The sequence below is a fragment of the Halalkalibacter lacteus genome (assembly GCF_036663595.1).
GTDB lineage: Bacteria > Bacillota > Bacilli > Bacillales > Bacillaceae_D > Halalkalibacter > Halalkalibacter lacteus.
In genome coordinates this window covers 41,738-67,108 of the sequence record NZ_JAWRVL010000017.1, presented here as the reverse complement: position 1 = coordinate 67,108, position 25,371 = coordinate 41,738, and the positions used below count along the sequence as shown (strand labels likewise).

The following is a 25,371-nucleotide window of genomic DNA, read 5'->3' as shown; positions in this document are numbered from 1 at the left end:
CACCTCAAGTCAGTTATTTTACTTTTGTTTCTCCTAAAGCCAGCACTGTTCCAAATCCACCTTTTCTTATCCTTTTACACCACTCGAAGTAATTCCCTGTACATAATAGCGTTGGAAGAATAAGAAAATTAAGATGACAGGAATGGTCGTTAAAGTTAACGCAGCCATGATTTGACCATATTGAATATTGTTATCTGTAAAGAGATACTGAATTCCAATTTGAACGGTTTGAATAGATTGATCCGTAGCAACAATTAACGGCCACATAAAATCACTCCAGTGCGTTACAAATGTTAAGATGGCAGCTGTCGCAAACACTGGTTTGGAATTTGGAACAACAATCCGTATAAACGTTTGCAAAGGTGTCGCTCCGTCGATTTGTGCAGCTTCCTCCAATTCTTTTGGAAATCCCATAAAGAATTGTCTGAACAAGAAAATATTAAAAGCTGAGGCAATAAATGGGACAATAAGTGCCGGGTATTCATTGATCCATCCAAAATTATTAACGACAATATATAGCGGAATTAATACACTTTCAAATGGAACAACGTATAAAGCAATGATGACAATTAAAATGAGGTCACTACCAGGAAATTTCAATTTTGCAAGTGCATATGCGCAAATAGAATTCACAACTGTTCCAAGAATAACGATCATTCCTACTGTAAAAATACTATTTTTCATATAATGAAAGAAATTAATATTTTCGGAGAAAAGAATTTTTGAGTAGTGAGCAAACGTTATTTCTTTAGGGATAAACGCTTCGAATCCCATATCTTTAAAAATCATCGTTTCAGGTTTTAATGACGCTACAATCATCCATAAAAGTGGGGCGATAAACAAAAATCCAAGCACGAGTATGGTAAGAGTTACACCTATTTTTTTAAGTTTATTTTTCGTACGCTGTGTCATTGTTAATCAACCCCTTATTGTTTTAATGCTTTCTTAAGAATTAAGGACGTTATGATAACGACCAGGAAAAAAACTACGGCAATAGCAGAAGAATAACCTACATCTCGAAATTGAAATCCATTTTCATAAAGCATGAATACGAGTGTTTTAGTTGAATCACTTGGTCCACCGTTTGTCATTACGTATGGTTGGATAAATAGTCGAAATGCTTGAATTGTAGTAATAATTAGGACGAAACCAGTGACATGTTGAATGGAAGGAAGAGTTACATTTCGGAACTTTTGCCACGCATTTGCCCCATCTATATCTGCAGCTTCATACAAAGTATCAGGTACATCTTTTAATCCTGCTAAGAAAATCATCATTTGAAACCCAGCAGCCTGCCAAACTGACATAAAGATAATAGAGTTCATAGCTTGATCGGGGCTTAATAAAAACGGTTGATTAGGTATTCCAAATATATTTAACGCACTGTTTATCAGTCCATTATTTACGTTATATAAGAACGTCCACAAAATTGCTACAACAACCATCGACGTTACTACAGGGCTGAAGAAAAACACACGCCCAAGCGAAGCAACCTTCACTTTTTTATTTACAAGTATGGCTAATACTAGTGCCACTGCACATTGAAGTGGAACAACAAGAGCTGTAAAATATAATGTGTTTTTTAAAGCTGTAAAAAAGATTGGATCTTGAAATAGTCTTATATAATTATCCAAACCAATAAACGTCTTAGCGTCCGGGTTTAACATATTGTAGTTCATCAGACTATAAATGAATGCTAAAATAACTGGTAATACCAAGAAAGTAAACATAAGGGCTAGGGCTGGAAGAGAAAACAACACTCCTAGTATTTTTTGTTGCCGTTTGTATGTCGTTGTACTTTGCCCTTTTCTTAATAAAGTAACCGCATTACCTTCCACCTTGGAAGTCACCATACTATCCACCACCTTGTTGTATTAAGAAAAACCGCAAAGCGGTCTTTTCTTAGACCTTGAGTAAGCTTACATACTTCTTTGAATTCATTCGAATTTTGTACTTTCTTATCTTTTTCATAAAGGCAATCTCATCCGATTGCCTTTATGAAATTATTATTATTTGCGTGAAATATCTGTATCCACTTCGTTTGCTACTTTATCTAATTCTTCCTGAACATCACCACCAAGGAAAATATTTTGAACCGCTTGCCCATATCTCGTTGACAATACAGGGTATGAGGTTGTAGAAGGTCTTGGATGAGCAGTATTTAACACTTGATCTTTTAAAATGTTAAGAGGTGCTTCATTCCATTCTGTCATTTCTTCAAACGCAGACATACGTGCTGCTGGCTTATTTCCTGATTCAGCCAATTTAATAATGTTTTCCTTGTTCGTTACATAATTTAAAAGTGTAGCTGCCTCTTCTTTGTGTTTCGTATCTGTTGATATTCCCCAGTTCCAGTCTCCTGATGGTGAAACTTGTTCCCCTTCATTGCTTCGTGGGTAATATGTGATTCCCCATTCCGTATCTGGATAGTCTTGTAATTTATTCCACTGCCATGAACCCATTAACATCATTGCAGCGTTTCCATCTTCAAATTCAGTAGGTGTCGGTTGTAAGTTTACTAGTCCCTCATTTGTAAACTTTTGAAGGTATTCTAAAGCTTCAACGGTTTTTGGTCCATTAACGTAACCATCTGCTTTTGAACCATCTTCAGCAATCAAGCTACCACCATTACTCCAGACAGTAGGTCCTGTGAAATAAATAATCCATTCACCGTAGTCCAATGTCCAGTTAACTCCATAAGTACCATTCTCTTTGTCAGTTAATTTCTTAGCTGCTTCATAAAATTCATCCCATGTCCACGCTTCTTCCAATGTAGTAGGCGGTGTAATTCCTGCCTCTTCTAGCATTTTTACATTATAAAACAATGCTACAGTTGATTCTGTTGCTCCAACTGTATAGAGGTTTCCATCAAATGTACCTTGTGTAATAATCGATTCTACAAAATCATCTTGATTTTCGACAAGGCCATCGATTGGTTGGATGATTCCAGCATCTGCATAATTAGCTACATTCGGACCATCTAACGCTACTAGGTCAGGCAATGTATTACTTGTCGCACCTGCTGAAATCTTATCTTCATAGGCATATTTATTACCTCTTGGAATAAATGTAATTTCAGCCTCAATTTCTCCTTCATACTCTTCGTTGAATTGTTCAATAACTTGTTTATAAGTTTCTGACATATCCCCTTCTGGATGCCATAAAGTTAATGTAACTTCTCCACTACTATCTGATTGATTATTACTATTGCCCTCCTCAGTACTAGCAACATCATCACTAGAAGAACATCCAGCGACAATTCCTACTGCCGTTACTAATGAAAGGAAGCCTAAACCAAAACGTTTCATCTTATTTCCCCCTATAATCTTTTTAATGTGTACGTTTACATTTTTAATAAAACGGTTACTAACGATAGACTTGTTTAGCAGTAGCCCCCTTTTTTGTTTCAACTTCTTATAAATTCATTGTATATGCAATAAAGCGCTTTCAAAACGAGGCATACCTTTGATTTTTGTTCAAATTCTTACTATAGATGCTTTTCAAAAAAAACTTTTTTCCTTTATTGAATTACCTTTAGACAATCAACGGAACTTCTTTCAGTGGCATGAGAGGTATTTCATGCCTCTAAGTCTTCTTCAAAACAGTTTCTCAGATCAGACTAGTAACTTACACTCCTCTTTTTCAACAAACTCTCTTTAGTCAAAATAAAATCCCCCATAAAAGTTGGGGGATTTTACTTACTAAACGCTTTGAAATTATCAGAAATAATACTAGCCTTTTATAATTCCTACTCGATCTGTCTATAAGTATCAAACATTCGCTCTAGTCTCTCAAGATAAGCATGGATGTCACGCTCGAAAAAGAATTGCTGTGAAATTTTCCTGAAATCCTCTTCAGCTGCTGTTCCGCCAACCCAATAGTGGTTTGGCCAATTCACCGATTTTCCTTGAGAAATCTGCTCAGCTAACAAACTTACTTCCGCATTGTTCATCTTGACACCTTGTACAGCACTAATATTCCCCTCATAATCTGAGAATTTTTGCGCATTCTCCTTTTTAACGAGAAATTCCAAGAATTTTTTTGCTTCTTCTGGATATTGGGTATTAGCTGAAATGGCAAATCCACCGTCTACTCCTCCGAGTACCTTGTTTCTTTCCGGATCATTTGTTGAAGGGAATGGGAAGATCCCGTAGTTAAAATTTGCATCTATCTTCTCAAGATTTGGAATCTCCCATACTCCAATTACACTCATTACTCCATCTCCATTGACAAATGCTTGATTTAAATCATCTCCCTCTGTACTAAATGAATCTCCTTGAGCGAAATCTAAAAATTCTAGCATTTTTTTAGAGACTTCAATCCACCTTTGATCTTCTTTTAAGTCTAGATGATGTTTGTTTAATGTCTCCCAATATTTACTGTCAAACTTATTGGCAACTAGTGATAGATTAAATACGCTTATCCTTTCTAAATCTTTATTTGCCATTAAGAGTGGTTGTTTGCCTGCTGCTTGTATTTTCTTTAATGTTTCTATAAAGTGATCCCATGTTTTTGGAATTTCAAGCTCTAATTCTTCAAATATATCTTTATTATAAATGACTCCAACAGCATTTTGTGATAAAGCCACTCCATACATCTTCCCATCGATAACATAACGATTTTGAATTGTAGAGTCTATATTATTAATAAAATCCTCATTAGTAAGGTCTAATAGGTACCCTTTTGTTGCACGTATGACATAATCTTGTTCGATTGGATAAGTAATAAAAATATCAGGCATATCACCATAGGCAATTCGTGTCTTTAACACTTCCATACCACCTGGAACATTAACTTGTTTAATTTCTATATCAGGGTACTCTGATTCAAACTCTTCAATCATTTCGTCAAAAAATTCAACAACATTCGTTTTCGACTGAAAGAACTCAAGTTGTTTCTTCTTATTTTCAGTCTGGATATCCTCCGCCATAGAACAAGCGCTCAAAAAACTTGCGATTACAAGCGAACAACAAATCATGTTTCTTGTTTTCATTTTGAGCCTCCCTTTCATTTGCAAAGTTATTTTAATCGCTTCTTCGAAATTGACTTGGAGTGACATGCAATCGCTTTTTAAACACTTGACTAAAGTATCGTTGATCACTATAACCAACCATATTTGCAATTTCATAGGTCTTTAAGTCGGTTGTTTTTAATAGTAGACAGGCATGTTCAATTCTAAGATTTGTTACATATTCTAAAAACGTCACTCCTGTTTTTTGCTTAAATAAAACGCTAAAATAACTAATACTTAAATCGACTTCTTCAGAAACGGATTCAATGCCAATCTCTTTTGTGAAGTTTTCCTTTAAGTATGATTTTGCTTTTTTGATCGCTGCATCAGGAGAGTATTTGGATTGATATTCATTTTTTATATCCTCTTCTGAAATCATATTCATTTTTAAAAACGAAGCAGATTCTAGTAATTTACATGTTTGCTGATAAGAGAGAGAAAGGTTATGAATCCCAATGACATCTTTTCCAACTGCTATTTTCACAAGTGAATTTATCCTCTCACCTAACTCAACCATTTCTGATTTAACCTTAGTAGCTAATTCGACGTTCGCTTTGGAATGAGCATAAACGATTACATAGCGTGCACTCTCAAACTTATAGAAAAAAACTTCTGTGAGCTGTTCGTCTCTTTCTTTTTTTGCCCACTCCATCAACTGTTGTTCATCACTTGATGGTTTATTTAATTCTAACGCTGTAATGACATACGTACGCTCATCATTTGCAAGATTGAGTTTATCGTTTCCAAGAGTTAGCGCTTCGTGGATGAGATGTTTCCTATATTCATATGCTTTTTTCTTCTCATTTTCAAATTTAACAATCAATCTGCGTATACACTCTTCTAATTCTTCATGGTCGATCGGCTTTAATATATAATCAAATGCATTATTTTGTAATCCTTCTCTTGCATACTCAAATTCATTGTAGCCACTTAACAAAATCACTTCCGGCCTTACTTGAAACGATTGCACCTTTTTTAATAAATCAAGGCCACTCATTTCCGGCATACAAATATCAGTTATCACAATCTCTGGTTGAATGTCATAAATAAGAGAAACCGCATCCTGTCCATCATTAGCCGTTCCTGCAACTTCACAGTCAAAGGCTTCCCAATCAATGATTTTCTTTAAACTTTTAAGAATGAGCGATTCATCGTCAACTAGTATCACTTTATATGTCATCTTGTTCACCCTCACTTAGCGGAAATGTAAGTTTAATCGTTGTACCCTTGTTCTCTTCCGAACAGATCATCATGCCATAGCGTTCGCCATAATAAAGTTTCAGGCGTTCTTGAACATTCATCACTCCACAACCGATATTCTGATTGGATGTTTTGCTTTTCAGATTGCATTCATTAAAGGTTGAAAGGACGTCATTTGTTATCCCGACTCCATTATCTTCAATAAAGAAAAATCCTTCTTTTTTAGAAATGCCTCCACGAATCTTAATGAAACCATCATCTTTGTTCCGATCAAAGGCGTGAATTAAAATATTCTCTACTAATGGCTGCAGAACAAGTTTCAATATAAAATAGTGTTCTAATTGTTTATCGATCTCAATTTCAAACGTAAAGCTTTCATCAAAGCGTACCTTTTGAATTTCCATATAACTAATAACATGCCGCACTTCATCACTGATCGTCACTTTGTCAGTAGCATTAATACTAATTCGAAGTAGCTTACCGAGATTGATCGTCATTTTACTAATATCTCTGCTTCCATGTAACACTGCCATGGAATTGATTGACTCTAACGTATTATATAAAAAATGTGGATTGATCTGATTTTGCAACACTTTAAATTCGGCTTTTCTTTTTCGTTCCTGTTCATTTTTAACTCGCTTTAATAAGGTTGAAATTTCCTCAACCATTCGATTAAAACCCTTTGCTAATTGATTTAATTCTAGTATAGAAAACGCTTTCATCCTTGCCGTTAATTGTCCATTTTCAACACGATTCATATTAGATTGAAATTCTGTAATAAAATGGATAATTCTATTCAGGAACAATTGTTTAAAACAAACAGCAAACACTGTCACAAGAAAGACAAAGACAATGGTTACATGTCGAATGAATTTTGTTTCATTCGTAATAAAGCTCCATGGCTTTATTGATATGAGAAAAAAAGTAGAGGATTCGTACTCATTAAATGTGAAGGGAATGAAAGAAATTAAACTTTTTTCTTGCTCCCAATGATCAATTAATGTTCCGGATTGATTTGACAACAAATCCTTCGGAAGCTTGATTGTTTCTCCGATCAATTGATGGTCACGGTTGTAAACAACCTCTCCTTTATCATTTACGATCATTTCCTTGGAATCTTGTTGCTGAAGGCTCTTAAACACTTCATCAAAACGGTCTAGCTTCACATCAAGAATAAGATATCCGATATCACGAAGAGTATTAATATCCTTAATGACTCGCCCTTGTGAAAACATTGGATTCTCACTCTTCACAAACTTATCATTTTCAGCCGGTGATAGCCATACGGACCTTCCTTCTTCTTCTACCATCACACTGTAAAACTCGGATTCTAGAAATTGTTCAAATGCTGGTGTTACAGTTCTCTTAAAGCTGTAAACTTTTCCACTAGCACTATAAAGAACTAGATCATCAAGCTTAGATTGGCCATAAAGAAGGCCTGCAATCGCTTGACCTTGATTATAAAACTCGATCAATGACTGCTCATCATTATACTTAATAAAGTCTTGTACTTCCCTAGAAGAAATGATGTAATTTGATAGAGTATCTACCTCAGACATAACCATATTTAAATTTAAATCAATAGCATTTAATGTTTGTAACGTCTCATCCCCTACCTTATTCTTTAACGTAGATGATGTGACATGATACGAAACGAACCCTAAAATAAAAATCGGAAATAAAATAAAAAATAAAAATGCTATGAGAATTTTATTTTGAAACTTCATAAAAACACCCATTTTTCTAAATAATTTATGTTATAAAAATAGTAGCATATGCATTGTAAACAAGTATACATGGTATTTACTGGTCATCATATAAACGATAAATTTAGCAAGCTCCACCGGACATTTCATTTCTTGCCCATTTTATAATTGTATCTGATATAAAGCGTTTTCAAAACGCGGTATTCTTGTGATTTATGTTTAAATTTAAATTATAAAAAGGCCCCTAACTTAAACTCAACCCAAAAACACGTGCCTCTCAGATTGAGAACACGTATTATTGTAAGCTTGTTAATGACTAACTAACTGTCTTGTCTCCCCCTTCAGATCCTCTCTCTCTCTTGGATTCCTCTTACATCTTTGAAACAAATGGCTGATACAGATAATTACGTACTCATTGTCGGTTCTCGGTGCAGGAGGAGAGCCGTCCTTAGAATGGATGATTCTGCATTTTTCGATTGGCCTTTTCCCTTGAAAGAAATGAATTTTGATTCAAAGTAATGCTTCTAGCTTTAAATTACTAAAACGATATTTTCTGACCATAAGAAAGAATTAATTACGAATACTTACCTCAATATTCTTTTCTGGAAATCTAACCTCTGCTTTGCATTGCCTTTAATAATAATATCAACTCCTGTGTCAACATTTTTTCCGACATTCTCTCCCTTTATCACTTTCAGTGCGTTTTCAACGCTTAAATATCCCATATCATAAGGGTTCTGCGCTACTGTTCCAGGTAACGCTCCCTCCTCTATCAACTCAATCATTTCGTTAATTCCATCTGCCCCTATAACTGGGATAGTAAGACCATATTCCTCAATCACCTCATAAGCAGCTAATGCCTTAATATCCGTCTCGGCAAAAACACCTTTAACATCAGGATGATCTTGCAAAACCGTTTCCATTACTTCTTTTATCTGTTCTGTTTCATTTGGTAAATCGAATTTTTCTGTCGCTATTTTGACTCCTGCTGCCTGTAAACTATGTTTAGCCCCTTTGATTCGATCACCTGAAATTGGATGGTTGATATCTCCTGCAATCAGGGCCACTTTACTTCCTGGCTGAAGTTGCGAAGCTAATAACATCCCACCCATTCTACCTAAATCGACATTATCCGTCCCAATATAAGAGGTTTTATTTTCCCAAGGGGCATCTGTATCTATTAGCAATACAGGGATATCCTTTTCGTAAAACTCCTTTAAAAAAGGAATAATAGAAGAGTCGTTCGGAGAGACAATTAATGCATCAGGATTTTCTTTAAGGACTTTTTTTAGCAGATACTCTTGTCCATCTTCTTCTGATTCATAACTGGGCGCCATTACTTTACCATCTATACCAAAATCACGAAACCCCTTCTCAGCTCCTGCTTTTACAATTTCCCAATACTGTGTATGTAAATCTTTTAATACAACAACTACTGTAGGTTTTTTACTTACAAATGATTTAGATATAAAACCTATTAAGATAGTGGAAAAAACTATTATAATGATAAGAAGAAATATTGATCTTTTTTTCAACATTCAATCATTCCCTTTTTCATCTAAGTTGCTCAGCTACACTACGCAAATAACTAAAACTGACACTATGTTCCTCTTAGACTTAAGATGATGGAGAATTAAGTTTTCTTACCTTTTTTGTATGGTCTTTCAAGTCTTCAACAATCCATCACAAGTGCTAATGACATAATACCATAATACTATTACAAGTGATTTTTTTTTCAATATAACCTTCAGACGAAAGACTCCTGTTCACAACAATAGACATGCAAGTGCCCACAAACCTGTTTGAACACGCTCTAGGAGTCCACTCACTTAAAAAACTAGACCGATATAGAAGATTAACTTCCTTACCAGTCTGTATTATACTACTTTGAGTTGACACGGTAGACTCTTGTTTCAAATGGTTCTAATATTAACCTGTTTGTAGAAACATGATTTGAGACATCATAATTGGCTAACAACAATTGATTACTATTAACAGAGAAATTTAGTCCTTTCTTCCATGTTGCAACTTCATCTGTAAGATTTGAAAAGACAACTACTTTATCATTATCTAACGTACGCGTATAAGCAGAAACCTGTGGATGATCATCGAGAATAAGATGATATGTCCCATAAGTAAATACTTCATTTTTCTTTTTCAACGTTATCATTTTCTTATAGAAGTGAAGAATTGATCTCTCATCTTGAAGTTGCTTCTCAACATTTATGCTTTTATAATTTTCATTAACACCTAACCATGGTGTTCCTATTGTAAATCCAGCATTCTGCTCTTTAGTCCATTGCATTGGTGTTCTCGAATTATCACGGCTTGACGCCCATATCAGTTCCATTATCTCTTTATGTGAGACACCTTCTTCACGCTTATAGCGATACATATTCTTATCTGCGACGTCATTATACTCTTCGATTGAATTGAACTTAACATTTGTCATACCAATTTCTTGACCTTGATAAATGAAAGGAGTTCCTTGCATCAGAAAGTACATAGATGCTAGTGCTGTTGCGCTCTCATACCAATACTTTTTGTCATCTCCCCACGTTGATACTCTGCGGGGCTGGTCATGATTTTCAATGAATAAAGCGTTCCATCCTTTATTTTCTAGTGCTTTCTGCCATTTTGATAAGGTAGCCTTTAATGCCACTATATCTAGCTTTTCGTTCTTCCCTGCTTCCCACAAACCTAAATGCTCAAACTGAAAAACCATATTGAATTTCCCTTTTTCTTCCCCTATCCATTCTTCTAGATCTTCTTTATTCTCTACCTTAACACCATTTGCTTCTCCAACAGTCATGATGTCGTACTTTGAAAATGTTTCTTCTTTTAATTCTTGAAGATATTTGTGTATGCCTTTCACATTCAAATGTTTATCAAATGAATGAACATATTTTAACCCTTTTGGATTAGGCATATCCTTTAATCCATATTCTTTATTGATATGACTAATTGCATCCACTCGGAAGCCATCAATGCCTTTATCAAGCCACCAATTTACCATATCGTACAAAGCTCTACGCACTTCTGGGTTTTTCCAGTTAAGGTCTGGTTGTTTTGTTGAAAAGATGTGCATATAATACTGGTCTGTATTTTCATCAAATTCCCATACAGACCCACTAAAAATACTTTCCCAGTTATTTGGAGGACCCCCATCTTTTCCATCTCTCCAAATATACCAATCACGTTTAGCATTACCTCTAGAGGAGCGAGATTCAATAAACCATGGATGTTCATCACTTGTATGATTAATAACTAAATCTATTATTAGCTTCATTCCTCGATTATGAACTTCCTCTAATAACTGATCGAAATCGTCCATTGTTCCAAATTCGTCCATAATATTTTGATAGTCACTAATATCATAGCCGTTATCATCATTTGGTGATTTATACATAGGACAAATCCAAATAACATCAATTCCTAAATCTTTTATGTAATCTAGTTTAGAAATTATACCTTGTAGATCACCGATTCCATCACCGTTTGTATCCATAAAACTACGCGGATAAATTTGATACACGACTGCTTCTTTCCACCATTTTTTGTTCATAATTCTCTCCAATCAATTTTTCTTTTCGATTTCTCCGAGATTGTCAAACCAAAGTCTTTCATCTGTTTCAGAAACAACCGATTCATAAGGCCATACTGTTAACTCTTTTAATTCTGTTGATCACCTTAATAATTTGATATAACTACTTTATATTCTTCAAGACCTATTTGTTAGATTTAAATACACTCTATAAAATGCCGAAAATGATATAAAAGCGATTAGGGACCCTGTAAAAAAAGGAATTAAAAATAGAAGACCATTAATACTAACGTAAATTATGAGGCCGCTTCCTAGAAACACCGCCCCGGATAAAATAGGACTTCCAAAAGTAAATAAAAAAGACTTTTTTAACAAAGATCGCAATTTCAAGTCATAATGTGCCATTAAAGAGAAAAAGTTAAGTGTATAAACATATAACAGAATGCCCAGTAGAAGAAAGGTGAACATTAGCATGACATTCAACTTATTGAAATAGTAATAGTCCACTCCCCAAACGATCCATGCTCCAGTTAAAATGAGACCTCCAAGTAAACTCCTTTTATAATTTTCTTTATAATAATTCCAGAAAGATCTAAAAATGCTACTAGTATCTGTTTTTAAAACCCAGTCTCTTACAGATGCAAACATAGCTGCAGTAGCCGGAAATAATATAAAAGGTGCCATTATCCCAAGAAGAGCTACTAAAATGAACAAGTTTCTTGGGCGATCTACGAATATCATGTTCATTACGATTAGAACGATAGGAAGGTTAAAGAGGAGCCAAAGCAAATTAACTGCTGAGAACTTCATGATCCATTCACTCACATGATAAAACCCACCAATTAACCCTTTCATGATGACTCCTCCTTAATCCATTCTAAATTTTTTACTTGTTAGCAAAATTATAGTGAGTTCCTAATTTCAATTTAGATAAATGGTTCATTATTTAACTGCACCTTCAGCAACACCTTTAATAATTTGCTTTTGTGCAAAAAAGTAAAAGATAATTACTGGAATAATCGCGATCGTTAATCCCGCTAAAGCTAAGTGCCACTGTTTTGTATATTGACCAAAGAAGTAAAACATTCTTAAAGGAATCGTTGCACTTGAACCATCTAGTATTAGAGAAGGTAATAAAAAGTCATTCCAAATCCAAATAACATTTAAAATACCTACTGTAACAGATATAGGTTTTAATAAAGGGAAGATAATACGCCAAAACACTTGTAATTTATTTGCTCCATCAATAGTAGCAGCCTCATCCAGAGTTTTTGATATCCCAGTCATAGCTCCATGATATAGAAAAATAGATAGACTAGAGCCAAATCCCAAGTACATAAAGATAAGACCTGTTCGATTAAGCATATCTACACTCCCGAATAGTGAAATAAGTGGAATCATAACCGATTGGAAAGGAATCAGCATTGCCGCAACAAAGATTAACAAGAGTACTCCACTTAATTTGCTTTTATTTCTTGCTAGGGCATACCCTGCCATTGAAGAAAAGAAAATAATAATCCCAACACTGACAACCGTTATCAACACTGAATTAAATAGTGAATTAACGAAATTCAAGTCAATAAATGACTGAACAAAGTTATCTGTTGTTATTTCTTCAGGTAGTCCAAGTACATCCGTAAAGATTTCCCTCTTAGACTTGAATGCATTTACAACCATTAAGTAAAAAGGAGATAACCAAAGCAATCCGAGCAATATGCCGAAAATCTCTAATAAATATAACCTACGTTTATCGCTCTTCATTACAAATCAACCTCCCGTTTTTTATTGTAATAAACTTGCGTTACTGCAATTGCTGCAACGAGAATGAAAAAGATAACGGCTTTCGCCTGCCCATAGGCCATCTCATTACTAGTAAAAGCCGTTTTTACAATATTCATCGCGACCATCTCAGTTGAATTATAAGGACCACCATTAGTTAGTGATAAGTTTTGGTCGTAAATTTTAAATGAAGTAGATAACGTCAAAAACATACTAATTGTAAAAGCCGGTGCTACTAGCGGAAAGGTAACACTGCGAAATTTTTGAAAGCTATTTGCCCCGTCCATTTCAGCTGCCTCAAGTAACTCACCAGGAATATTTTGCAAATAAGCAATATAAATGATCATAATGTATCCAGCCATTTGCCAGCAGGTCAAAATCACGAGTCCCCAAAAACCAGTAGTCGTTGTAGATAACCAACCCTTTAAACCTTCAACCGCCAGTAAATTTCCAATATCAGCAAAAACGCTTATAAAGATAAACTGCCAAATAAATCCTAATATTAAACCACCAATTAAGTTTGGCATAAAAAAGATCGTTCTTAAAAAATTGTTCGATTTGATTTTCCGTGTCACAAGTATAGCTAAGCCTAAACCTAAAAAGTTCAGTAAAAGTACGGATGCCACCGAAAATTTAATCGTAAACCATATAGAATCTAAAAAGCCTTTATCCTGTAATACCTTACTATAATTTTCAAATCCTAGAAAGCTTGTAGCCGTTAATCCATTCCAGTTTGTGAATGAATAGATAAATCCATAGATAAATGGAACAATGACAACAAGGACTAAACCTAATAGAACTGGTGTTAAAAATATCCAGAATGATAGATCCCGATTTCTCATTAAAAACCCTCCGTTATATTTCACACTAAAATCTTTTTAGAATTTATCGACTGAGATAAGTATCTCTATTTGTACCTAGTTCTTTTTGCAAAAAACAGCTAACAAAACAGAATTCGTTAGGAAGCCACTGAAAAAGTCCATCGAGGATGTGGCAATGGCTCCGCACGTTGCGCGCCCGCTATGAGAAACCCACTCATAGCGGGCTTTAAAACCAGGCAACGGCTACGCTCATTGCTTCGAGGGCACTGAAAAAGATAAAAATCAATCTTTTTCAGTGCCCTCTTCGTTAGCTGTTTTTCTATTTAAAAAGAGCTACTTTCTTATGCGTTCCCATTCGCTACGTGATTCAGTGACTACGTCTTCCCAAGTCATTTGTCCATCTAAATACTTTTGCATGTTTGCTCCGAGTACATCTCCCCATGGGCCAGTCGGATACCCCAAAAATACCCATCCAATCGTATTTCCTTCTGAAGCATATTCGTAAATTTTCTGAGAAAGAGGGTCTGCGATTTGTGATGTATCATACCCTTCGTATGCAGGAATAAATTTAAAATCATTTAAAACCGCTTCTTTACCTACTTCAGATGTATACATCCAGTCTAAGAAGTCTTTTGATGCTTGAATAACTTCTTCATCTTTGTTGTTATTCACTACCCAGTAATTCGGAATGCCTACAGGAAGACTGCCCTCAAATCCTTCTACAGGAATTGGTAAAATACCGATATTATTCTCAGCAAATTCTGGATCCATTTCATAAACTGAAGGATAAATCCAGTTTCCTTGTTGAATCATCGCAACACGTTCCAATGAGAAATACTGTTCTACTTGCTGTGAATAATCAAGACTCAATGATGGTTGGATTGAATAATCATTTTGAAGATCAAGCATTCTCTGCAATTCACTATCTTTTTCAAAACCAACTGTTTCAGCATCGAAAGTTTCTAAAACGTCATGATTGAATTCTGGTGCTAGATATACGTTGGCTAGATGACTACCAATAACCCATTTCTCGTTAGCAGCCAGCGCAAATACCGCTTCAATTCCTAATTCTTCTTTCTTGCTGTCTATTGTTTTAACAGCTTTTTCCAAATCATTATAAGATAGAATTTCATCTGGATTAATTCCAGCTTGCTCAAAGATTTTTTTATTATATATAAATCCATATCCTTCCTGGTTAAAAGGTAATCCATAAACGTTATCTTCATCACTCATTGCGGAAAGGCTTCCTTCAAGAGCAGCAGCTGCTGCAGCTGTATCTGATAAATCAGTTAAATATTCTTGGTAAACAGCAGCTTCAGATGGCCCTGAAAGACTAAAAATTTCCGGATCATCACCTGCAGAAAATTGTGACCTTAGTGAGCTGAAGTAGTCTGACCCTCCACCCACTGTAGTAATATTAATATTCACATCTGGATTTTCTTCTTCATACCTTTGCGCAAGACTTTCAAACTGATCTTTAAATTCCACTTTACCTTGGAAAATATTTATTGTTATTTGACTATCTGACTTAGCACCGGATTCTCCTTCATCAGATGAAGCGCATCCAGCTAATACAATACTAGATACAAGCAGTGCAGAAACTACCTTTGAAAAAATTTTTTTCATTTCATTTCACTCCTAATTTTTAATATCAAAATCAAAGGAAAATAATCACCTTTTTACTATCAACATTCCTTAAGGTAAATATTCACTTGATAATTTCCTTAATTAAACATTAAGTATGATATCGCTTTCATACCTGAATAAAAAACCAACCTCAAAAATAAAATAGTAATACAAATGAACTTTCATCAAAATATGCAGACAACAAGACACTCACCTATTTGCGGTATCGGTTCCTCAAGAAAGTAAAAAAATATTACATCCATATCTTTTTACTTTCTTGATTGTCTCCTCCTTTCTAACTTTATTTGTATTATACATCTCTATGGTATCGGTTTCAATAGTTTTCTACATTTATTGATAATTAAAATATAAGTAAGAGCTATCAAAGCTAGTCTCACTTATATTTTTCACTTATGTGGACTTTCGAATAACTAACTGTATTGGCAAATCAATCTTTTTAATCTGCACTTCTTGATTGTTTAACATCGCAATTAATCCCTCTACAGCTTTTTCCCCCATTTGATCGATAGGCTGACGTATTGTCGTTAGTGCAGGTTCAAGCAATTCAGCTATAGGTTGATCATCGAAACCAATAATAGCAATATCATCAGGAATTTTCAAACCATGCTTTTTCGCTTCAATCATAACTCCACCGGCAATTTCATCACTACCAGTAAAGATAGCCGTCGGACGGTCGTTCAGAGTTAAAATTTGATTCATAACCTGTTTCCCATCTTCAATGCTATGTTGATTTACAAAAATCCAATTAGGATTTATCGCAATTCCTGCTTCTTTTAATGCTTTTTGATAACCTTGATTGCGATCCTTATCTTTTCCATCCTCAGCAAACAATCCTCCTGTACAGTAACCTATTTTTTTATGACCTCTTTCAATTAAATGCTTAATACCAATGTAAGTCCCTTCAGATTGGTCCAAACGAACCATTGGTACTTTAGCATTATTGACATATTCATTACATAACATTATAGGACCGTACTTAGTATATTGCTCGATTGAATCCCATTCATTTTCAATCGAAGTCATAATAATTCCGTCTACTTGCTTGATCTTTAATAAATTTAAAAAATTTAATTCCTTTTCTTTGTTTTCGTCACTTTGAAATATGAGCACTTGATAATTGTTTTTATAAGCGACTTTTTCAATCGAATTGACTAAATATGAGAAAAACGGATTTACGATTCTAGGTACAATAACACCGATCGTACAAGTTAATTGGCCTCTAAGCCTTCTTGCAGAGGGATTCGGGGAATACCCTAGCTGTTCCATAGCCTTTTGAACAAGTACTTTGTTCTCTTTTGAGACATACGGATGATTATTTAATACACGTGAAACAGTTGTTTTCGACAACCCTGCTAATTTTGCTACATCTGTTATTGTTGGCACTGCTCATCACTCCATAGTCAAACAACATATATGAAACCAGTTTCATATATATCTTACTTAAGAAGATGGGAAATTGCAACACAGTACAAACCCAATTTAATGAGCTACATCAAATTAAGTTGAAATGAAAATACCGTGATTACATACAGAAGAATAGCCAGACATATAAATATGAAGATTAGAGTGTGTTTACAAGAATAAACAAAAGGATGTGTCCACATGAGAATTTATGTCGCTAAAAATGGTGATAGCCTTTTAAAAATATCTGAAACGCACAAGATTGAACTTAACAAACTACTCATATTTAATCCTCACATTTCAAGTCCCATGATGAATATAACTGGTTATAAAGTGTATCTTCCTTCCCCACCTACTCCGGATACACTCGAGACACCTATTGCCGAATGTCCCTTGCCTTCCCCTTCAGACCTTCTCTCCTCTTGGATTCCACTTACATCTTTAGAACAAATGGCTGAAACGGATTACGATGTACTCATTATCGGTTCTGGTGCAGGAGGAGGAGCTGTCCTTCGGAGATTAGCTGAACAGTGGAGAAATAGCGAAAAAAAGGTTGGGATGATTGAAGCAGGAAGCCTCTTGCTTCCGACTCATGTACGGAATATCCCTACGATTAACGATACACGCTTCAGTCAATATTTTCATACCATATCCAAATGGACCGGTAAATATCTTCCTGATTTCCCAGGTGCTCGACAGCTATTTGCCTTAGGAGGAAGAACGTTATTTTGGGGAATGTCTGCTCCTAGAATGGATGATTCTGAATTTTCCGATTGGCCTATCCCCTTGAAAGAAATGAAGTATTACTATAACATCGCCGAAAAAGTGATGAGAGTATCCACTGCATATATGGAGGGCTCTTCGATTCAAGAAATCCTATTAAAACGCCTTCATGAAAATGGTTTCCCCGAAGCAAGAGATGTTCCTACGCCAGCCGATCTTGAAGTTACAAAATATGGGCAAATTCATTCAGACGTATTTTGGAGTTCTATCTCCGCGCTCGCTTATGCTCTAAATCGCATGCCTTTTGATCTAGCTGTAAACGCCCGTGCGGTAAAAGTGATGGTCGAACAAAATCAAGTAGTCGGTGTAAAGGTGATGTCTCCTACTAAAAGAACTTATGTTCTTAAAGCCCAAACGATTGTATTATCAGGAAGTACATTTGAAACTCCTCGTCTTTTGCTCCATTCAGGAATAAAAGGCAGAGCAGTCGGCCATTATTTAACGAATCATTCATTTCTCTTAGCTACGGCAAAAGTAAGCCGACAAGAATTTCCAGAGGTTCTGGGTACACTTAGCATTTTTATTCCACAAACAAAAAAACGTCTCTATCAAATTCAAATGGGTGGTCCTGGAGGCGACGATCAATGGTATCTGTGGTATCCACAGTATGAAGAGAAGCCCTTGCTAGATGAAATATTAATCGGGATCAGCGCATTCGGTAAAGTTGAGTCTCGTTTTGAAAACTATGTCACACTAGACCCATATAAACAGGATGCGTATGGAGTACCTAAAATAAACGTCAACTTTTCCTATAGTCAACAAGATACAGAGATTATTCACCAAATGGCTGATGCTTTAAATCAAGTTTCTTCTGCAATGAAAGCTCCCTTAATTGTACCAAATAGCCAGCAAGCTATTTGTCTAATGCCTCCTGGGAGTGATTATCATGAAGTAGGAACATGCAGAATGGGCGATGATCCACACACTTCTGTTACGAATCGGTATGGTCAAGTTCATGGTGTAGCAGGGCTTTATGTTGCTGATAATAGTGTTTTTCCTTCTATGGGAGCAGCTAACCCTACACTAACAACAGTTGCTCTATCTATTAGAACGGCTGATTATATTGTGAATCAACAGAAGTAAAATAGGTAAAGAGGTTGTTCAAAAAGGTCGGTTTTTATCCTTTTTGAGCAACCTCAAATAAGAAAAAGAGAACATACAGTCGTTCAGCTGGTTCTCCCTTTCTGTTCCAGACATTGATAGTCTCGACCTCCTCTGGATATGATTCAAAGTAATTCTTAAGCTTTAAGTTACTAAAGCCAGATTTTTTGACCATAAGAAAGAAATAATTGCGAATCCTTACTTGAATATTCTTTTCTGGAAATCTAACCTCTGCTTTGCATTACCTTTAATAATAATATCAACTCCTGTGTCAACATTTTTCCAGACATTCTCTCCCTTTATCACTTTCAGTGCGCTTTCAACGCTTAAATATCCCATATCATAAGGGTTCTGCGCTACTGTTCCAGGTAACGCTCCCTCCTCTATCAAATCAATCATTTCGTTAATTCCATCTGCCCCTATAACTGGGATAGTAAGACCATATTCCTCAATCACCTCATAAGCAGCTAATGCCTTAATATCCGTCTCGGCAAAAACACCTTTAACATCAGGATGATCTTGCAAAACCGTTTCCATTACTTCTTTTATCTGTTCTGTTTCATTTGGTAAATCGAATTTTTCTGTCGCTATTTTGACTCCTGCTGCCTGTAAACTATGTTTAGCCCCTTTGATTCGATCACCTGAAATTGGATGGTTGATATCTCCTGCAATCAGGGCCACTTTACTTCCTGGCTGAAGTTGCGAAGCTAATAACATCCCACCCATTCTACCTAAATCGAAATTATCCGTCCCAATATAAGAGGTTTTATTTTCCCAAGGGGCATCTGTATCTATTAGCAATACAGGGATATCCTTTTCGTAAAACTCCTTTAAAAAAGGAATAATAGAAGAGTCGTTCGGAGAGACAATTAATGCATCAGGATTTTCTTTAAGGACTTTTTTTAGCAGATACTCTTGTCCATCTTCTTCTGATTCATAACTGGGCGCCATTACTTTACCATCTATACCAAAATCACGAAACCCCTTCTCAGCTCCAGCTTTAACAATTTTCCAATATTGTGTATCTAAGTCTTTTAACACAACAACTATTGTAGGTTTTTCGTTTATAAATAGTTTAGAGATAAAAACAGTTAAGATGGCAGAAAAAGCTAAAAGTATAAGAAGAAAGATTATTCTTTTTTTTACCATTTAGTCCTCCCTTTTTCATCTTCTAAATCAACATGATATTTAGCTACTCAAACAGCTAGGCTATGTTCCTCTTTGAATTTAGAGATAGCTAATCCAACTCTTACCTTTTGAATACATTATGATAAATGTCTATCATAGTACTCTTTTTCATATTCTGCAACGCTAAACAACTTAAATAACTATTAAATAGTTACTTAATTGCTTCTCTTTCTAAATCATACTTAATGATACTTTATTCAACCGAATGATCAAAAAAAATTGATGAGTCTTGATTCACGTTGTGGAAACACTCTTGCGGATAAGGCTAATTCCCCATAGTTAATGAAAATTTTATCCATGCTCTTATCTGCAAATACTCTCACATTCATTTCATCAGCGGGATCCATTCCATATTTACATTCCCTCCGAAAACCATTTTAAATGCTAAAAACGAGTTGACATAAGCAACTCGTTCTTAGCGAATATTCATTCGAGTTAGTAGCTAACTAACTCGCACGGTCTAGTTTCTGCTCTTGGTCTTCTACCATAACTTCTTTTGGTACTGCAAATAAGTAGGTGATAATAAATGCAGCAACAAATATAATTACGGAAACTACAAGATAAGCGAGAAGCTGACTCCACTCATAAATGTACATTAAAGGAGAAAGAATCACAGCTAACCCATATGAATTTGCTTGAATATTTAATAAGGATATAATCGCACCTCCAACAGCCGAACAAGCAATCATGACATAAAGCGGTTTCACACTATACCTCATAACGACACCAAACAAGGCCGGTTCACTAACACCTAGTATTTGTGTAAGAGTTGCACTTGTCCCTGTAACTTTTACCGTGCTTTTTTTCGCTTTTATCGTAATCGCTAAACACGTTGCAGCATTCGCAAATCCGTACATCGCACATAGAGCAATTAGAGGGTTAAACCCTGTATTTGCCAATAACGTTGTTTCAATCATGATAAATAAATGATGCATTCCTGTCATCACGGCTAACGGATAAATAAAGCCAATTAACAGTCCTCCAAAACCAAGAGGAGTATCAATAAGTTGAGTAACAACCGTTACCAATCCCATTTCTACAAAATGCAATAAAGGTCCTAAAATAAGTAAACCTGTAATCATCATTGATAATAAAACAAAGAACGGAGTAAAGATTAAATCTAATGCATTCGGCATCACAGCCCGTAACTTTTTCTCTAGTTTTGCCCCAAGGAATCCAACAACTAGCGCTGTTAACACACTACCTTGGTAACCAACAATCGGAATAAAACCGAAAGCCATAATTGGTTCTACTCCACTATTGATATCTGCCACCGCATACGCATTAGGAAGGGCAGGAGAAACCAACATTAATCCAAGTACAAAACCAATTATAGGCATACCGCCAAAATTCCTAAATGCAGACCAACATATTAAGGCTGGTAGAAATGCAAAAGCTGTGTCTGTCAAAACGGATATAAGTGTCTGTAGATATTCAGGAATATCAGCAATGCTCATGCCGATTAAGCCTAAGAACGCATCACTGAACAAAACACCCTTCAAACCAAGGAATAAACCTGTTGCCGCAATGATTGGGATAATAGGAATAAAGATATCGGCTAACGTGCGTACAGCTTTTCTGATTCCCTTTTCCTTATTACTAGATGAGGATTCCTTTTTCGCTTGCTCATCCTCTTGATCCGGTTGCCCCCCTCTTAAAGCGGTGTAGACTTTATTGACCGTTCCTGTACCTAAAATGACCTGATATTGACCAGCATTAAAGAATACGCCTTTGACTTCATCAATCTTTTCTATTGCCTCATCGTCAACCTTTTCGCGATCTTTAATAGAGAATCGCAGTCTTGTTGCACAATGAACATACGATTCAATATTATCCTCACCAATGACATTAATAATTTCTTTTCCTATACGTTCATATTTATTTTCACTCATGATCGCTCGCCTCTTTCTTTAGGAGAACTAGTGCTTGATATGGATTTAAAGTACATTCTCTCTCAGAAAACGTTTCTTTTTCTTTGTAGTTATCTAATAGAACATCATATTTAAGGTTATCTAATGTAACTTTTTGAATCTCAGATGAAAAATTGAAATAGCAAACAACTTCTTCATTATTCCATTTACGTTTATACGCAACAATCGTTTGATGCTCGTCTAGAATAGGCTCAATTTCTCCATAAGTTAAGCAATCACTTGCCTCACTCGATTGTCTAACTTGAATAATTTTTTTATAAAATTGTAGGATGGAATCTGGATCTTGCTCTTGTTGCTCTACATTGACCGTTGTGTAATTCTCGTTCATTCCTAACCAAGGTTTAACTTCTGAGAAACCACCATAGTCGTTGGCATTCCAATGAAATGGCGTTCTTGAATTATCACGGCTTCGTAAGTTTATAAAGTGTAATGCTTCTTCTGCGCTAAAGCCTTCTTTCATGGAACGATAGTACTGATCGATACTTGAAATATCATCAAATTCCTCAATACTTTTGCGTTTAAAATTAGTCATTCCAATTTCTTGGCCTTGATAGATAAAAGGCGTTCCTCGAAGATAAAAAAACATTGCTCCTAGCATAGTCGCAGAATAGAAATTTCGATTCTCTTCTTCTTTTATATACTTGCTTATTGAGCGATTCTGATCATGATTCTCTAAAAAGTTTGCTCCCCAGCCAACTTTTTGAATTTCCGTTTGACTAGTGAAGATTAATTTCTTTAAATCTAGTACATTCCAATCAATTCTCCTAAACCACTCACTACCAGAAGCTACATCAAGGTCTGCATATCTAAAATCAAAAATCATTGAAAAATAGCCATTGTCACCAATGTAATCACCGTACTGCTCATAAGGTACTCCAGGAGCTTCACCAATTGTCACACAATCATATTTAGAAAATGTTTCATCTTGTAATTCATGTAAGAAATCTTCAATACCCGCTTGATTCCGAGCCTTCTTTGTACACTTTACAAGTCCATCTACTCCATCAGCAGGGAGGTTATCATAGTTTTGATCTTTCTTTATAAACGTGATTGCATCCACTCTAAACCCAGCAATGCCTTTATCTAACCAGTAATTCACCATTTCATATAAATCTTCACGAACTTGCTTGTTTTCCCAATTTAAGTCAGGCTGTTTAATATCAAAAGAATGAAAGTAGTACTGATCTGTATTTTTCAAAGGCTCCCAAACACTACCGCCGAAAACAGAGCGCCAATTAGTAGGTGGTTGGCCGTTTTTACCAGATTTCAAAATGTAATAGTCTCTATATTGACTAGTCTCTGGGTTCGCAAGTAAATCTTGGAACCATGGATGTTCATCCGATGTATGGTTAATGACAAGATCAAGGACAATCTTAATTCCTTTTTCTTTTGCCTTATCAATTAACTCATCTAGATCTTTCATTTCTCCGAACTCTGGGTTTAATTGATAATAATCTGAGATATCATACCCATTATCAGCCATTGGAGATTGATAAATTGGACATATCCAAACCATTGTAATTCCCAAAGACTGTAAGTAATCTAATTTTTGTGTAATTCCTTTTATATCGCCAATCCCATCATTATTCGAGTCATAGAAACTTTTAGGATAGATTTGATAAATAACTTCTTTTTGCCACCATTTTTTCATCATATTATTCCCTCCAATAGTGTCTCCATCTTAGATGATCAAGTGCTGTACTCATGGAACCGATTCCGTATTTACTAAAAAAACATGTATGGTTTACACTTCACCATTAATGTATTTCAGGCCGTAAAACATCTACAATACATGTGGTATCGGTTCCTGAAGAAGATAAAAAATAACTCTAAGTCAAATAAATAATTCTTTTGCATAATATAGAGCAGTTCCGTATTATCGCAAGAAATTACATGTAGCTTCACTTTAATATATTCAGCCTGTAAAACATCTACAGTACACATGGTATCGGTTCCCCAAAAGATAAAAAGAAATCTAAATTATACAAATAGTTCTTTTGCATAATATAGAACCGGTTCTGTATTTGTATTGTACTTTCCACTATTATATCTTGTCAACACTTTCTCGTTTTAAAATCTCAAAGTCTATGATTGTACACACTTCGATATCCTGGTTATTAATTAAATTATGTATTTTTCGAGCGGCCATTCGCCCTGCCGTCTTATAGTGAAATTTGACTGTGGTTAACCCTGGATATGTGTACTCTGAAATGCTATACCCTCCAAAACCTGTAATGGATAAATCTTCAGGTATTCTTAGTCCTTTACGACGGGCTGCTTTCATTACGCCAAGCGCCATATTATCCGTTGAACACACAATAATAGATGGATTATAGTCATCAATAATATCCTCGGCCATTTCACTGGCATCATCACTATTAAATGTTGTTTGGTAAAATTGAATGCTACTATACTCTCCTTCCGTTACAGCTTTTTTAAAACCTTCTTTTCTATTAAGACCAACTGCGATATCCTTCTCTGTCACCCCTAAAAAAGCAATTCTTTTGTGCCCTTTTGAAACCACATACTTTCCTAATTCATACGCTCCCTGCTCATCATTATGAATTAAGCAATAGACATCCGTATGTTTTTGGCCAACGATTAATACAGGAATGTTGATTTTTTTAAATACCTCTAAATGAGCATCTGTAATCTCTGTCGCCAATAATATTAACCCTGCAACTTTTTGATGAGCTAGGCTATATATGTTTTCTATTTCTCTCTCGACACTTAAGCTTGAATTGGCGACAACCATCTTTAAGTTTAACTCTCTTAGTTGATCATCAATTCCTATCATAGTCCTTGAAGCTGAGTATGAATCAAGCCGCGGAACAACTACTCCGATTAAATTTGTCACTCTCGCTTTAAGACTTTGCGCAAAAGAATTTGGCACATAATCTGTCTTTTCAATGATCTTCTCTATTTTTTGTTTAGTAGCCTGACTCACGTATCCACCATTTAAATACCGTGAAACAGTACTTTTTGCGACTCCTGCCATTTTTGCAATATCTGCTATAGTAACCATGTATGTTCTCCTAAAATGAAAGTAAGTTTATTATATTATAACAGGAAATAAAAAAACTCTTAGCCATTATTATGAATTGACTATAATTTTTTATTATCTCATGCACAAATTCATTATATAATTCACTAATAACACCCCTAGATACAATCGTAATCTTTAACGTGTACTTACTTTTATCTGTATTTTCTTTAAATACTACTTCCGCACTAGTAAGTCTTCAGCTATAAATGCTCT

At 35.3% G+C, this 25,371-nt stretch carries 19 protein-coding genes; 1 reads left to right on the top strand and 18 read right to left on the bottom strand.

Going from position 1 to position 25,371, the window contains the following annotated elements:
• Nucleotides 1-66: 66 nt before the first annotated feature.
• From SAZ04_RS13575 to SAZ04_RS13515, 13 genes are all read right to left on the bottom strand, one after another.
• The gene (locus tag SAZ04_RS13575; RefSeq protein WP_332695988.1) at nt 67-912 is read right to left on the bottom strand and encodes a carbohydrate ABC transporter permease; all 846 of its coding nucleotides are present in this window, start codon (nt 910-912) and stop codon (nt 67-69) included.
• A 14-nt stretch (nt 913-926) separates the two neighbouring features.
• The gene (locus tag SAZ04_RS13570; RefSeq protein ID WP_332695986.1) at nt 927-1,853 is read right to left on the bottom strand and encodes a carbohydrate ABC transporter permease; all 927 of its coding nucleotides are present in this window, start codon (nt 1,851-1,853) and stop codon (nt 927-929) included.
• Nucleotides 1,854-2,009: 156 nt separating this feature from the next.
• Complete coding sequence (locus tag SAZ04_RS13565) at nt 2,010-3,308, bottom strand: sugar ABC transporter substrate-binding protein (protein WP_332695984.1); 1,299 nt, start codon at nt 3,306-3,308, stop codon at nt 2,010-2,012.
• Nucleotides 3,309-3,748: 440 nt separating this feature from the next.
• Complete coding sequence (locus SAZ04_RS13560) at nt 3,749-4,993, bottom strand: ABC transporter substrate-binding protein (protein ID WP_332695982.1); 1,245 nt, start codon at nt 4,991-4,993, stop codon at nt 3,749-3,751.
• Nucleotides 4,994-5,024: 31 nt separating this feature from the next.
• Nucleotides 5,025-6,191 (bottom strand): response regulator transcription factor, encoded by a 1,167-nt coding sequence (locus tag SAZ04_RS13555; protein ID WP_332695980.1) that lies wholly within the window; start codon nt 6,189-6,191, stop codon nt 5,025-5,027.
• On the bottom strand, nt 6,181-7,938 hold the full coding sequence (locus tag SAZ04_RS13550; protein ID WP_332695978.1) for a sensor histidine kinase: 1,758 nt from the start codon (nt 7,936-7,938) through the stop codon (nt 6,181-6,183). Before SAZ04_RS13550 ends, SAZ04_RS13555 begins: the two co-directional genes overlap by 11 nt.
• Before the next feature lie 563 nt (nt 7,939-8,501).
• Nucleotides 8,502-9,455, bottom strand: coding sequence for a sugar ABC transporter substrate-binding protein (locus tag SAZ04_RS13545; protein WP_332695976.1), 954 nt, complete (start codon nt 9,453-9,455; stop codon nt 8,502-8,504).
• 344 nt (nt 9,456-9,799) lie between these two features.
• Nucleotides 9,800-11,482 (bottom strand): glycoside hydrolase family 13 protein, encoded by a 1,683-nt coding sequence (locus SAZ04_RS13540; protein WP_332695974.1) that lies wholly within the window; start codon nt 11,480-11,482, stop codon nt 9,800-9,802.
• Between the two features lie 156 nt (nt 11,483-11,638).
• The gene (locus SAZ04_RS13535; RefSeq protein ID WP_332695973.1) at nt 11,639-12,316 is read right to left on the bottom strand and encodes a YesL family protein; all 678 of its coding nucleotides are present in this window, start codon (nt 12,314-12,316) and stop codon (nt 11,639-11,641) included.
• 87 nt (nt 12,317-12,403) lie between these two features.
• Nucleotides 12,404-13,222 (bottom strand): carbohydrate ABC transporter permease, encoded by an 819-nt coding sequence (locus tag SAZ04_RS13530; RefSeq protein WP_332695971.1) that lies wholly within the window; start codon nt 13,220-13,222, stop codon nt 12,404-12,406.
• Complete coding sequence (locus SAZ04_RS13525) at nt 13,222-14,082, bottom strand: carbohydrate ABC transporter permease (RefSeq protein WP_332695969.1); 861 nt, start codon at nt 14,080-14,082, stop codon at nt 13,222-13,224. The genes SAZ04_RS13530 and SAZ04_RS13525 overlap by 1 nt, the downstream gene beginning before the upstream one ends.
• A 312-nt stretch (nt 14,083-14,394) precedes the next feature.
• On the bottom strand, nt 14,395-15,687 hold the full coding sequence (locus SAZ04_RS13520) for an ABC transporter substrate-binding protein (RefSeq protein ID WP_332695967.1): 1,293 nt from the start codon (nt 15,685-15,687) through the stop codon (nt 14,395-14,397).
• A gap of 411 nt (nt 15,688-16,098) precedes the next feature.
• Nucleotides 16,099-17,091 carry a LacI family DNA-binding transcriptional regulator gene (locus SAZ04_RS13515; RefSeq protein ID WP_332695965.1) on the bottom strand — a complete coding sequence of 331 codons (993 nt, stop codon included), beginning with the start codon at nt 17,089-17,091 and terminating at the stop codon, nt 16,099-16,101.
• A 219-nt stretch (nt 17,092-17,310) separates the two neighbouring features.
• Here SAZ04_RS13515 and SAZ04_RS13510 point away from each other — a divergent pair, with 219 nt between their 5' ends.
• A complete protein-coding gene (locus tag SAZ04_RS13510) occupies nt 17,311-18,975 on the top strand; it encodes a GMC family oxidoreductase (protein ID WP_332695963.1) in 1,665 nt (554 codons plus the stop codon).
• Nucleotides 18,976-19,191: 216 nt separating this feature from the next.
• Here SAZ04_RS13510 and SAZ04_RS13505 read toward each other — a convergent pair whose 3' ends face one another.
• From SAZ04_RS13505 to SAZ04_RS13490, 5 genes are all read right to left on the bottom strand, one after another.
• A complete protein-coding gene (locus SAZ04_RS13505; RefSeq protein ID WP_332695961.1) occupies nt 19,192-20,142 on the bottom strand; it encodes a sugar ABC transporter substrate-binding protein in 951 nt (316 codons plus the stop codon).
• Between the two features lie 248 nt (nt 20,143-20,390).
• Nucleotides 20,391-20,510, bottom strand: a complete 120-nt coding sequence (locus tag SAZ04_RS23470; RefSeq protein ID WP_431309007.1) for a GH32 C-terminal domain-containing protein — start codon at nt 20,508-20,510, stop codon at nt 20,391-20,393.
• A 117-nt stretch (nt 20,511-20,627) separates the two neighbouring features.
• The gene (locus tag SAZ04_RS13500) at nt 20,628-22,073 is read right to left on the bottom strand and encodes a PTS transporter subunit EIIC (RefSeq protein WP_332695959.1); all 1,446 of its coding nucleotides are present in this window, start codon (nt 22,071-22,073) and stop codon (nt 20,628-20,630) included.
• Nucleotides 22,066-23,766 carry a glycoside hydrolase family 13 protein gene (locus SAZ04_RS13495; RefSeq protein ID WP_332695957.1) on the bottom strand — a complete coding sequence of 567 codons (1,701 nt, stop codon included), beginning with the start codon at nt 23,764-23,766 and terminating at the stop codon, nt 22,066-22,068. Before SAZ04_RS13495 ends, SAZ04_RS13500 begins: the two co-directional genes overlap by 8 nt.
• Before the next feature lie 390 nt (nt 23,767-24,156).
• On the bottom strand, nt 24,157-25,137 hold the full coding sequence (locus SAZ04_RS13490) for a LacI family DNA-binding transcriptional regulator (protein ID WP_332695955.1): 981 nt from the start codon (nt 25,135-25,137) through the stop codon (nt 24,157-24,159).
• Between the last annotated feature and the right edge of the window lie 234 nt (nt 25,138-25,371).